The organism is Lederbergia lenta NBRC 16444, assembly GCF_001591545.1.
Lineage (GTDB): Bacteria > Bacillota > Bacilli > Bacillales > Bacillaceae_C > Lederbergia > Lederbergia lenta.
The window spans coordinates 806,785-820,181 of the sequence record NZ_BCVC01000001.1; the positions used below are offsets into that span (position 1 = coordinate 806,785).

At 36.5% G+C, this 13,397-nt stretch carries 13 protein-coding genes; all 13 read left to right on the forward strand.

Annotated elements, in window-relative coordinates; all coding sequences use genetic code 11:
• Positions 1–185: 185 nt before the first annotated feature.
• Entirely contained in the window at positions 186–608 is a 423-nt protein-coding gene (locus tag BLE01S_RS03650; protein WP_274379894.1) for a cytidine deaminase, read from the forward strand.
• Positions 601–1,518, forward strand: coding sequence for a GTPase Era (era, locus tag BLE01S_RS03655; RefSeq protein WP_066137403.1), 918 nt, complete (start codon positions 601–603; stop codon positions 1,516–1,518). The genes BLE01S_RS03650 and era overlap by 8 nt, the downstream gene beginning before the upstream one ends.
• A gap of 186 nt (positions 1,519–1,704) precedes the next feature.
• Positions 1,705–1,848 (forward strand): YqzL family protein, encoded by a 144-nt coding sequence (locus BLE01S_RS20305; protein WP_082788573.1) that lies wholly within the window; start codon positions 1,705–1,707, stop codon positions 1,846–1,848.
• 56 nt (positions 1,849–1,904) lie between these two features.
• Positions 1,905–2,657, forward strand: coding sequence for a DNA repair protein RecO (gene recO, locus BLE01S_RS03660; RefSeq protein WP_066137404.1), 753 nt, complete (start codon positions 1,905–1,907; stop codon positions 2,655–2,657).
• Between the two features lie 341 nt (positions 2,658–2,998).
• Positions 2,999–3,895, forward strand: a complete 897-nt coding sequence (gene glyQ / locus BLE01S_RS03665) for a glycine--tRNA ligase subunit alpha (RefSeq protein ID WP_066137405.1) — start codon at positions 2,999–3,001, stop codon at positions 3,893–3,895.
• Positions 3,888–5,951 (forward strand): glycine--tRNA ligase subunit beta, encoded by a 2,064-nt coding sequence (glyS, locus tag BLE01S_RS03670; protein WP_066137406.1) that lies wholly within the window; start codon positions 3,888–3,890, stop codon positions 5,949–5,951. Before glyQ ends, glyS begins: the two co-directional genes overlap by 8 nt.
• Positions 5,952–6,273: 322 nt before the next feature.
• Positions 6,274–7,080: a pyruvate, water dikinase regulatory protein gene (locus tag BLE01S_RS03675; protein ID WP_326255677.1), complete on the forward strand. Its 807-nt coding sequence runs from the start codon at positions 6,274–6,276 to the stop codon at positions 7,078–7,080.
• Between the two features lie 285 nt (positions 7,081–7,365).
• Positions 7,366–7,809, forward strand: a complete 444-nt coding sequence (locus tag BLE01S_RS03680) for a YaiI/YqxD family protein (RefSeq protein ID WP_415783366.1) — start codon at positions 7,366–7,368, stop codon at positions 7,807–7,809.
• A 51-nt stretch (positions 7,810–7,860) separates the two neighbouring features.
• A complete protein-coding gene (dnaG, locus tag BLE01S_RS03685; RefSeq protein WP_066137409.1) occupies positions 7,861–9,675 on the forward strand; it encodes a DNA primase in 1,815 nt (604 codons plus the stop codon).
• 41 nt (positions 9,676–9,716) lie between these two features.
• Positions 9,717–10,847, forward strand: coding sequence for an RNA polymerase sigma factor RpoD (gene rpoD / locus BLE01S_RS03690; protein WP_066137410.1), 1,131 nt, complete (start codon positions 9,717–9,719; stop codon positions 10,845–10,847).
• A gap of 190 nt (positions 10,848–11,037) precedes the next feature.
• The gene (locus BLE01S_RS03695) at positions 11,038–11,580 is read left to right on the forward strand and encodes a hypothetical protein (RefSeq protein WP_066137411.1); all 543 of its coding nucleotides are present in this window, start codon (positions 11,038–11,040) and stop codon (positions 11,578–11,580) included.
• A gap of 114 nt (positions 11,581–11,694) precedes the next feature.
• Positions 11,695–12,837, forward strand: a complete 1,143-nt coding sequence (locus BLE01S_RS03700; RefSeq protein ID WP_066137412.1) for an acyl-CoA dehydrogenase family protein — start codon at positions 11,695–11,697, stop codon at positions 12,835–12,837.
• Between the two features lie 146 nt (positions 12,838–12,983).
• On the forward strand, positions 12,984–13,340 hold the full coding sequence (gene cccA / locus BLE01S_RS03705; protein ID WP_066137413.1) for a cytochrome c550: 357 nt from the start codon (positions 12,984–12,986) through the stop codon (positions 13,338–13,340).
• Positions 13,341–13,397: the final 57 nt, after the last annotated feature.

Here is a 13,397-nt window from a genome sequence, read left to right on the forward strand (position 1 = left end):
GTCTCGATGAAAAAATACTGCCTTTAAGGTGGTTTTTTTTATGGTGCAGAATTTGAATATGGTGCATGAGTAGGATAAAATGATCTAACAGACTAAATAATAAAAAATTCCACCCGAAGTTTAAATTATCAAAAATCTTTTCGGTATTCGATAACTTTTTCTTCAAAATGTAGTAAAATGAAAATATGAAGTCGAAGGAGAAACAAAGAATGCGTGCAGAAGAATTAATCCAAGAAGCGGAACAAGCTAGAAACAATGCATATGTACCATACTCACAATTTCCAGTTGGGGCTGCCTTGTTGACAAGAGCAGGAAGGGTTTATCACGGCTGTAATATTGAGAATGCGGCTTATAGTGTTTGCAATTGTGCGGAACGTACAGCTATATTTAAAGCAATTTCTGAAGGAGAAACCGAATTCTCTATGTTAGCAGTTACCGCGGATACGAAACGTCCTGTTCCACCATGTGGAGCATGCAGGCAAGTGATTGCTGAGTTATGCCCAAAAGATATGAGAGTGTTGCTATCTAATGGTAAGGGAGAAATAAAAGAAATAACAGTAGAAGCATTATTACCTTTTGCTTTTTCACCGGAGGATTTACATGAATAACGCAAATGAACAACCATTTAAATCAGGTTTTATTTCCATTATCGGGAGACCGAATGTAGGGAAATCTACGTTTTTGAATCGAGTGATTGGTCAAAAGATCGCGATTATGAGTGATAAACCGCAAACAACAAGAAACAAGGTTCAAGGCGTGCTTACAACGAATGAAGCACAAATGATATTTATTGATACACCTGGTATTCACAAACCAAAACATAAATTAGGCGATTTTATGATGAAAATTGCTATCAACACCTTAAAAGAGGTGGATTTAGTTCTTTTTATGATCAATGCAACAGAAGGTTTTGGCCGTGGCGATGAGTTTATTATTGAAAAAATGCAGGGACTTTCTACACCTGTCTATCTTGTAATTAATAAAATCGATCAGATTCAGCCCGATGAATTGTTTCCGTTAATCGAACAATATAAAGAAAAATATAATTTTACGGAAGTGATCCCGATCTCGGCGTTGGAAGGGAATAATGTGGATCGGTTACTCGAACAAATTCTAGTACAATTACCGAAGGGCCCTCAATATTATCCAGCAGATCAGATTACTGACCACCCTGAACGATTTATTGTTTCTGAATTAATTAGGGAAAAGGCTTTACATCTGACGAGGGAAGAAATACCACATTCTATCGCAGTCTTAATAGATAAAATGGAACAAAAAACAGATAAAGATATGGTCCACGTAATGGCAACAATTATTGTTGAACGTAATTCCCAAAAAGGAATTGTAATTGGTAAACAAGGTAAAATGCTGAAAGAAATAGGTCAACGTGCACGATTAGATATTGAAAATTTACTTGGCACAAAAGTCTATCTAGAGCTGTGGGTAAAGGTGCAAAAAGATTGGAGAAATAAAGCATCCCACATAAGAGACTTTGGCTTTAAAGAAGATGAGTATTAAATAGGTAATTACAGAAAAGTAATCGTTCATTAGTATCTCCAAACGGCTTCATTGCTACACCTTCAGTTAAAACACTATTGAATTTTATATAATTAACCAAATTTTACGTTGTATTGTCCCTGTCCTTAAGGAAAAAGTAAACATGTAAGATGAAATAGTTCAAACACATGGAAAGGCGGGATTAAAATGTATGAATTCACATGGAAAGTTTTTAAAGAAACGGGTAATGTAGATACCTACTTACTTCTGAAGGAACTTGAAAAAGAGGAGCATATAAGTATTCTGCCGTATATGGATAATGCAAGTGAAATAGATTATCCTGTTACTTAAAATCATTCCTTTCTACCCCAAATTGCGAACACGCTTAAAAAGGGGGAGGCGCTAAGATGTTACAAAAATATGAGGGTATCGTTATTAGAACAACCGATTATGGTGAATCACATAAAATTGTTGTTATTTATACTAGAGAAGCTGGGAAAATTGCAGGTATGGCTAGAGGAGCCAAAAAGCCAAGTAGCCGTCTTGCTGGAGCTTCCCAGCTCTTTACATATGGTTTTTTTCTCATTCAATCTGGGCGTGGATTAGGAACTATACAGCAAGCGGAAATGATTGCGTCCTTAAGAGCAATAAGAGAAGATATCTTTAAGACTGCTTATGCTGCTTATATAGTGGATTTACTTGATAAAAGTACAGATGAAAAAGAAAGCAATCCATTTTTATTTGAGCTTCTTTCTCAAACATTACAATATATAAATGAGGGGCATGACCCAGATATTGTTACGCACATTTTTGAAATGAAGATGTTGAGTGTTTTAGGTCTATATCCGGAAATGCAGAAGTGTGTCATATGTGGAAATACGGAAGCTGAATTTGGGTTTTCGATAAAAGAAAATGGTCTAATTTGCCATCAATGTTTTGACAAAGATCCGCATTTTATGCCGCTGTCACAAAGAGCGGTAAAATTATTAAGGCTTTTCTATTTCTTTGATATTCAAAGGTTAGGAACTATTTCAGTCAAGCCTGAAACGAAGAAAGAATTGAAGAATATTATCTCTTTATATTATGATGAATTCTCAGGTTTACAACTTAAATCGAAGCGTTTCCTAGATCAATTAGATAATCTCAAAGGTAAGCTGTAGATGATTGGTATTGACAAATCATCTTAGATCGGCTATTTTTTTGTATAGGAACACAAATCAAATACATTGTGAAGAAGGAAAAAAGTACTCGTTCAATACCATGCAAAGCGACCCCGGGGTAGTGAGAGCCGGAGGATGGAAGGACAAGGAAGGCATTCTGGAGCAATATGAATGAAAGTCGGCCGTTCATATACGGCAAATAGGGTGGAACCGCGGGTAAACTCTCGTCCCTATGCTTATTATAATAGGCATAGGGACGAGAGTTTTTTTGTTGCCATAACCGATTTTTTAGAAAAAGGCGTTAGGGCTTATCGAACATACAAAGGAAAGGGTGGTCAGTAATGAATATTCAAGAAATGATTTTGGCGTTACAGAAGCATTGGTCAGACTATGGATGTATTCTAATGCAAGCGTATGATGTAGAAAAAGGTGCAGGAACTATGAGTCCTTTTACATTTCTACGAGCAATTGGTCCTGAGCCGTGGAATGTTGCTTATGTTGAACCGTCGCGGCGACCTGCGGACGGACGATATGGAGAAAACCCTAATCGGTTATATCAGCATCATCAATTTCAAGTGATTATGAAACCTTCTCCTGAAAACATTCAAGAAATGTATTTAGATTCTCTGCGTGTGATTGGAATCGATCCGCTTGAGCATGATATTCGTTTCGTCGAAGATAACTGGGAGAACCCATCACTTGGATGTGCAGGTTTAGGATGGGAAGTATGGCTTGACGGCATGGAAGTAACACAATTCACTTATTTTCAGCAAGTGGGGGGCCTTGAGTGTAAGCCAGTTTCAGTGGAATTAACATACGGGATTGAAAGGTTAGCATCTTATATTCAAGATAAAGAGAATGTGTTTGATTTGGAATGGACAGAAGGGTTTACTATTAGAGATATTTTTTATCAACCTGAATATGAGCATTCTAAATATGCTTTTGAGACCTCTGATCAAGATATGCTATTAAATCTGTTTAATACATATGAAGCAGAATCAAAAAAACAAATGGAAGCAGGATTAGTTCACCCTGCTTATGATTATATTTTAAAATGTTCGCATGTATTCAATTTGCTTGATGCAAAAGGAGCTGTCTCTGTAACAGAAAGAACTGCTTATATAGGTAGAATGAGAAAAATGGCTCGTCAAGTGGCAAAAACATTTTACGATGAAAGGGAAAAGCTTGGTTTTCCAATTTTAAAAGCGCAAGCGAAGGAGGAAAACGATCATGAATAATCAAGATTTATTACTTGAGATCGGAATAGAAGAAATGCCTGCAAGATTTATTCTTGATGCTATTGAGAATCTTGAAAAAAAGATGCTGACATGGTTAGAGGGGAAAAGAATTGAACACGGGGATATCAAAGTTTTTTCCACTCCAAGAAGGCTAGCCGTATTGGTTCAGGATGTGGCGGTGTCCCAAAAGGATGTCGAGGAAGAGGCAAAGGGTCCAGCGAAGAAGGTAGCACTCGATCAAGAAGGGGAATGGTCAAAGGCTGCCATTGGCTTTAGTCGTTCTCAAGGTGTATCAGCAGAAGAGATCTTTTTTAAAGAATTAAAGGGTGTAGAATATGCTTATGTGAAAAAGTTTACTAAAGGGGAAGATACAATCGCCCTATTGCCAGAGTTGGCCGATATGATTAAAACTCTTCATTTTCCGAACAGTATGCGTTGGGGGAATAAGGATCTTCGCTTTCTTCGTCCAATTAGGTGGATAGTTGCATTATTTGGCCATGAAATCATTCCTTTTTCGGTAGCGAATATCCAGGCTAGTGCAAAAACAGATGGGCATCGTTTTCTTGGAGAAGAAATAGAAATATCTGAACCAATAGATTACGAAAAATTATTGCAAAATCAATACGTTATAGTTGATTATCAAAAAAGAATGCAAATGATTAAAGATCAAATAGAAGATTTAAGCAATAATAAAAAATGGGTCATTCCTGAAGATGATGAACTTATGTCTGAAGTGACGAACTTAGTTGAATATCCAACAGTTTTTGCTGGAACTTTTAATGAAGAATTTCTTCATTTACCTGAAGAAGTACTTATTACTTCAATGAAAGCACATCAACGATATTTTCCAGTAAAAGATGAGACAGGTGCATTATTGCCTAATTTTATTGGTGTGCGAAATGGTAATGAGTATCATCTTGAAACAGTCACTAGAGGAAATGAAAAAGTGTTAAAAGCAAGATTAGCAGATGCTGATTTCTTTTATAAAGAAGATCAAAAAATGCAAATTGAACAAGTGTTGCCGAAATTAGAGGCGATTATTTATCATGAGAAAATTGGTACACTGGCAGAAAAAGTAAAAAGAATTCGCAAGATTGCAGCAGAACTTGCAATAATGATCGACATGCCTGATGAATTAAGGCAACAAACAGATAGAGCGGCAGAGATAAGTAAATTCGACCTTGTTACAAACATGGTAAATGAATTTCCGGAATTACAAGGAATTATGGGCGAGAAGTATGCTTTGCAGCAGGGGGAACATCCTGAAGTAGCTAAAGCAGTGAATGAGCATTATCAACCACGTCATGCAGATGATGCAGTACCAACTGCTACAATTGGTTCTCTAGTAAGTATTGCGGATAAGTTAGATTCTATTGTCACATCTTTTGCGATTGGTTTAATTCCTACTGGTTCTCAAGATCCTTACGCATTGCGGAGACAGGCAACTGGGATTATTCACATTTTATTAGAGAAAGATTGGAATGTCTCATTAACTGATTTGCTTAAAAAAGCTATTACAATTGCACGTAATAGTTTGGAAGTTAAGGAAGATCTTTTTCAACAACTGCGCCAGTTTATCAAGCTAAGATTAAAATTTATGTTGCAAGCTGAAGGAATTAGACATGATATAGTCGAATCTGTGCTTGAGGGCGAATTTAATAGTGTTCCTGATATAGTTGGAAGAGCCAAAGCATTGGAAACAATGAAAAATGATGAAACGTTTAAAGAAACGATTGAATCATTTTCTCGCGTGTTAAACATTGCAAGTAAAGGGCGAGAAGGAATCATAGTGGATACGTCATTATTTGAAAATGAATATGAAGAGACACTATACCAAAAATGGCAAACACTTCAAGAAACATCCGTATCAAAATTGAAACCGGCAGAACGTCTTGAGGCATTAGCATCGTTGCAACCGGCCATCTCAGCCTATTTCGACCACACAATGGTAATGGCTGAACAAGAAAAATTAAAAGAAAACAGACTATCACAAATGACACACCTAGCCAAGCTAATTGGTGCCTATGCAGCAATGAACGAAATACAAGTTAAATAAAGAATAGCGGAAGCGTCTGATCATCGACCTACAAACTGGGCCCGCATGATGCGGGTCCCTCGACGTTGCCATAGGAAGTGGCGGTTTTAGTTGAGGAACTTTTTGTTGCGAGATAAAGGAAACACGGTAAAGCCTGAAAGGCGAACCGATGTTGACGTATCGTAGGGAGGAGCCTTGAAGTTTGCCTAGTCGATAGGCGCTGAAGCTAGATAATAAATAGTAAGAACTTGTTCGGAGGGACAACTGAGTTAAGGAAAAATGGATAGAATATTGCTCACTTATGACATTGATCCCTCTTTATAAACCTTGGGAGGTTGTTTATTTGGTAGCTCATATTATTTATGTTGTTTCGGATTCCGTAGGTGAAACAGCGGAATTAGTAACAAAAGCGGCAATCAGTCAATTTAATGGTAGTAATGCAATATTAAAACGCTATCCATTTGTAGAAGATATAGATAATATCAATGAAGTCCTAGCCATGGCGAGAAATGATCAAGGAATGATTGTCTATACTTTAGTGAAACCTGATATTCGAGAATATATGAAAGAGCAAGCGAAAGAGCAACAAATTAATGCGGTTGACGTAATGGGACCAATCATGGATATGTTTGAAAGAAATTTTGATAAAGCTCCATTAAATGAACCAGGCCTTGTTCGGCTACTGGATGAAGACTATTTTAAGAAGGTCGAAGCAGTAGAATTCGCAGTTAAATACGATGATGGACGAGATCCGCGAGGGTTATTAAAAGCAGATATTATTTTGATTGGTGTATCCAGAACATCTAAAACGCCCCTTTCGCAATATCTTGCTCATAAACGGTATAAAGTTGCAAATGTGCCCATTGTTCCTGAAGTAGATCCGCCTAATGAATTATTTACGATAGATCCTAGTAGATGTATCGGATTAAAAATTAGTCCAGAAAAGCTTAATCATATTAGGCGTGAAAGACTTTTATCTCTTGGTTTAGATGATAAAGCAAATTATGCAAATATAGAAAGAATAGAACGGGAAATGGAGTACTTTGATAAAATATCTACAAAGTTAGGCTGTACAATCATCGATGTGACTAATAAAGCAGTTGAGGAAACAGCGAATATTATTATTAATTACATACAGAAAAGAATATAAAAACACAACTAAGTTGTGTTTTTATCATATTCTAATAAATAAATGTAAGTGGTGCATATTAATAGTCAAATACTCTAATATAAGATATAATAAAAAATTGTGTTGAAAGTACATAATTTAGGTTTAGAGCTGTGTATGAGTGAATAAACTAATTATTGTGTTCTCATAAATAAAATTCTGAGGAAAAATCGACAAACAATTTCACTTTTCCTTAAATTTTTTCGAAAAAAGAAGGAATCTACGGAGTGATGTAGAATTAATAACCGTACTAAGAAAAATTCAATTATCTATGTAGATGCTGATGCGTGTCCCGTTAAAACAGAGATTTCAATGATCGCAAAAGAAGAAAATTGGTACGCACGTTTCATCGCTTCTTTTGACCATATACCGAATGAGCAGGATAAAAATAATGAATGGTCTTTTGTTGACCCTGGCAGAGATTCTGTGGATTTATACATCTTAAACGAGATAAGGAAAGGTGACATATTAATCACACAGGATATTGGTCTAGCTAGTCTTGTACTGCCAAAAGGAGTTTATGCACTTTCTCCCAGGGGAACGGATTACAAAGAGGAAACGATAAATACCATGTTGGATTTTCGCTTTTTATCTGCAAAAGCAAGACAACAAGGAGTATATGGAAAGGGGCCTAGTCCTTTTACAAAGGAAGACCGCTTGAATTTTCAGCACTCATTGCGTAGATTATTGTCGGAAATTGAAGGAGTTTAGAAATTTTCGTCGAATAAGATACTGTATATTAATTTTGATGGGGATGTTTTTGTGGCGGTAAAAATACCTGAAGAAAAGATCAATGAGTTAAGGCAAGCAGTTGATATTGTTGATGTCGTAAGTGATTACGTTCAAATAAAAAAACAAGGGCGAAATTATATTGGTTTATGTCCTTTTCACGGAGAAAATACACCGTCATTTTCCGTTTCTCCAGAAAAACAAATATTTCATTGCTTTGGATGTGGTGTAGGTGGGAATGTATTTACCTTTCTAATGGACATCGATGGGATTACATTTCGTGAATCGGTAGAAAGAATAGCGGAAAAGGGAAATATTCAAATTGATATCGACACTTCTGAGCCCGTAAACTACACTAAGCAGATACCTAATGACCATGCAAAAATGATTGAAGCACATGAATTAATTGCAAAATTTTATCACCATTTGCTTTTGAATACGGATGAAGGGACAGCCGCACTTGAGTATTTACTGAATAGAGGATTTACGAGAGAGAGTATTAGTAAATTTCAAATTGGTTATTCTTTACCAGAATGGGACTTTTCAGTTAAGTTTTTGGAGAAACGTGGATATTCTTTAGAATTAATGAAAAGAGCTGGACTGATAGGTGCACGTGATAATGACGATTCGTATTTTGATCGATTTCGTAATAGAATTATGTTTCCCCTTCAAAATTCCAAGGGGAAAATTGTAGGATTTTCTGCACGTGCGATAGAACCAGATGATCAGCCGAAGTACTTAAATACTTCCGAAACTGAAGTTTTTAATAAAAGTTCACTTTTATATAATTTTCATGCAGCAAGGAGTCATATTCGTAAACAAAGCTTTGCCGTCTTATTTGAAGGCTTTGCAGATGTTATTTCTGCAGATGCAGCAGGGATTAAAAATGGGTTGGCCGTCATGGGTACATCATTTACTCAAAAACATGCTCAAGAGTTACGAAGATTAATTGATGCAGTCACTTTATGTTTTGATTCGGATCAAGCTGGTGCTGAAGCGGCTTACAAAGCGGGTAACTTGCTTGTAGACCAAGGGTTTACAATAACAGTTGCCATCTTACCGAATGGTCTAGATCCTGATGACTACATTCGCAAATACGGAACAGAAAAATTCCGCACTGATGTAATAGGGAATGGCTATACTTGGATGGCTTATAAATTATACTATTTCCGTCAAGGCAAGAATCTTCAAAATGAAGGAGAAAAGCTTCAGTATATCGAAGAAGTAATCACGGAAATTAGCAAGCTAACGAATCCGGTAGAGCGGGATTTATATATAAGGCAATTGGCCGAAGAGTTCTCTTTGTCGCTAGATGCCTTAACAGAGCAGCTAAAACAATTAAACAAAACGCATCAAAACAAAACGCAAACTCAGCAACCTATACAGAATAATCCACCTGTCGCAACAAAAACCGCAAAAAAAATATACCCAGCTAACATAGCGGCGGAGAGGCAATTGATCGCAAGAATGCTTCGAGATGAAGCAGTTGCCTATCGCGTGATAGAAATGCTTGGAGAAACTTCATTTTATTATGACGAGCATCAGGCGATACTCACTTATTTATGTGGTTATTATGAAGAGGGAAATCATCCTGATCCAAGTAATTTCCTCCATTTTCTACCTGATAAAAAGTTGCGTATGATTGTGTCAGAAATTGAAATGCTGTCGATTGACACCGAATTTAGTGAGCAAGAATTAAGAGATTACGTTAATCATGTGTTGAAATACCCGAAAATGTTAATGATAAAAGAAAAGCAGGTAGAACAAAAAGCAGCAGAACGGAAAAACGATCATGAAACAGCAATTAAAATTGCAATGGAAATTATTGAAATTCGCAAGTCGTTGTGAAAATACATTATGGTGTGCAAATGCTGGAAGGAGGGGGACGCATGGCTGAAAAATCAGCACGTTCCAATGAAACAGAAATTGAAATTACCCTGGATCAAGTGAAAGAACAAATACTTGAGCAAGGAAAAAAACAGGGTACCTTAACATATGAGCATATTGCAGGTAAACTCGCACATTTTGAATTAGATTCAGATCAAATGGATGAGTTCTATGAAGCGTTAGGTGACCAAGGTGTGGAAATACTCGAAGAAAGTGAAGAGGACGGGAGTAATCCACCATTAGCCCAAGTTCAAAAAGAAAGTGAAGAATTTGATTTAAATGATTTAAGCGTACCACCTGGTGTGAAAATTAATGACCCAGTCAGAATGTATTTAAAAGAAATTGGCCGTGTTAATCTATTGTCAGCTGCAGAAGAAGTAGCGCTAGCAAAAAGGATTGAGCAAGGTGATGAAGAAGCAAAGAAACGACTTGCTGAAGCAAACCTTCGTCTAGTTGTTAGTATTGCTAAACGTTATGTAGGCCGAGGTATGCTTTTTCTTGACTTAATTCAAGAAGGAAATATGGGCTTAATAAAAGCGGTTGAAAAATTTGATTTTGAAAAAGGCTTTAAGTTTAGTACGTATGCAACTTGGTGGATTCGTCAAGCGATTACTAGAGCAATTGCTGACCAAGCGCGTACTATTCGTATTCCCGTTCATATGGTTGAAACAATTAACAAACTTATACGCGTGCAAAGACAATTACTTCAAGATCTCGGGCGGGAACCTACTCCTGAAGAAATTGCAGAAGAGATGGATTTAACACCGGACAAAGTTCGTGAAATATTAAAAATTGCTCAAGAGCCCGTTTCGCTAGAAACACCTATAGGGGAAGAAGATGATTCTCATCTAGGCGATTTTATTGAAGATCAGGAAGCGACATCACCTTCTGATCATGCTGCATATGAGTTGTTAAAAGAACAACTTGAAGATGTACTTGATACTTTGACTGATCGAGAAGAAAATGTTCTTCGTCTGCGTTTCGGTTTGGATGACGGTAGAACTCGAACGCTTGAGGAAGTAGGCAAAGTATTCGGTGTAACACGTGAGCGAATTCGCCAAATCGAAGCGAAAGCTTTAAGAAAACTTCGTCACCCAAGTAGAAGCAAACGTTTAAAAGATTTTCTAGAATAATAAAAAAATGTCGTTACTTCGGTTTACTTCTGGTCACGGGAGTAAACCTTTTTTAGTATAAGGGAATATATGGTCATCACGTCACCGTTGACATGGGTGGCGCACTCAGTCTATTGAAACGCTTCCATTTTTGGTGGGAGCCTCTTGAAATCGTATTTCGATTATTCAATTAAACAGGATGTGGTTGGGCATGGAAGCTAATCGGAAAAAAATAATTATATCTGAGATTAATTTTTGGAAACAAAACAATATGTTACCTGAACATTATTGCGATTATTTACTCACCCTTTATACAGAAGGAGAAAATAACCAAGAACCAAAGACTCAATCAAAAAAGGCGAATACTTGGATTACAGACGAGTTGATCTTTAATAGTTCATTTTTACTCATTATTATTTTATCTCTTGTATTGACTTATTTTACTCATTTTTCATTCTCTTTGCAAACGGTAATATTGACAACTTTTTTTGCTTTTTTGTTTGGATCTTTTGTTTACTACTTAAAAAGGCATAAAAACAAATTAATTATTTATATCACAACTGCTTTTTTACTGCTCTTATATATGGTGCAAATCAATGAAACCTTTTTTCAAAGTAAAATGACCAATTTATATTTGCTACTTCTTATTAATTGTTCCTTGTGGATTGTCTTCGGAATATGGCGTAAAGTTCATTTTTTTACCATTACAGGTTTTATAGCAGTAGCAGTGTTACTATTTTACATATTAACATAAATAACTTTGATCCTACATATCCCTAAAGACGCGATTTTCCATCAGTACTATTAATTATATAATATTAATACTAATATTAATAGTGAGAGCGCATACTAAATTGGAGGGAACGAGATGGATTTTACGCTGACTTCTGAACAGGAAATGATTAAGAAGGCCATCAGTAGATTTGCTCGTGAAGAGGTAGCGCCAGGTGCAGTGGAACGAGATCGTACTAAAGCATTTCCGCTAAAGATCATGAAACAACTAGGTGATTTAGGGATGATGGGATTACCATTTCCAGAGGAATATGGAGGTGCAGGCAGTGATACGCTTAGTTTTGCTATCGTTACAGAAGAACTAAGTAAAGCATGTGGTTCTACTGGAATTACGTATTCAGCCCATATATCTCTGGGGGGAGCGCCAATTCATATGTTTGGGACGAAAGCGCAAAAGGAACGATATTTACCACCTATTTGTTCGGGTACATCTTTAGGTGCATTTGGACTAACGGAACCAAATGCTGGCTCAGATGCTGCTGGAACAAAAACGACTGCGGTAACGGATGATAGTACCTATGTCATAAATGGAAATAAGTGTTTTATAACAAATGCTTCGTTTGCAAAGTTTCTTGCTATTACTGCGATTACAGGAGACGAAAAAAAGCATAAAAAAATTAGTTCGATTATTGTACCTACGGATAGTGCCGGATTTAAAATAGTAGATGAATACGAAAAAATGGGTTTACATGCTTCCGATACAACAGAACTTATTTTAGAAAATGTTAGAGTGAACAAAGCAAACCTACTCGGTAAGGAAGGAGAAGGCTTCAAACAGTTTTTACAGACATTAAGCGGGGGTAGGATAGGAATCGGTGCAATGGCAGTAGGAATAGCGCAAGGTGCATTTGAGAAAGCATTACAGTATTCTAAAGAACGTCAACAATTTGGAAAAAAATTATCAGCATTCCAAGCAATTCAATTTAAACTTGCTGATATGGCTATGAAAATTGAGTTAGCTAGAACAATGGTTTATAAAGCAGCTTGGTTAAAAGATCAAGGGAAACCTTTTTCTAAAGAGGCATCAATGTGTAAACTCTTTGCATCACAAATATGTATGGAGATCACAAATGAAGCAGTACAAATTCATGGAGGATACGGCTATATGCGGGAATATGAAGTGGAAAGAATGATGCGCGATGCTAAATTGTTGGAAATAGGGGAAGGTACTTCTGAAATTCAGCGTTTAATTATTGCTCGTGAAATAGGCTGCCAATAAAAAATAAATCGATATATATGTCTAATTATCGAAAAAAGAATGAATCTTCATGCCTAAGGCTTTCCCTTCTGATGTTTTTCGAGTAAAATGTAGATGTTTGCAATAATTATTTTTCACAGGCGGTTATTACATAAGGAGGGTTTAGTATGAAGAGAAATGCTATCGTTCCATATATTTTAATTATGGTATTGGGCTTAGGACTTATCTTTTTCCTGGGAATTAAAGGCATTGGAGATTCGAAAGAAATAGCAAAAGAGCAAGACGGTGGTACACAGGAAGAAACGGTTGCATTTGAACCAGAAGAATTTGCTAATACAACTTGTATTACCTGTCACGGTGAAAATCTTGAAGGTGCAGGTGCTCCTTCATTACATGGTACAGGTCTTTCCGAAGACGAAATCGCTGATATTTTAGTGAATGGTACAGATGGTGGAATGCCAGGCGGTTTAGTAAATCCTGAGAATGTCGAAGAAATGGCTGCATGGATAGCTGAACTAAAATAAGACGAAATTGCATAAAGCAATAAATAAAGAAGTTCTTTGCTATTTGCGAAGAACTTT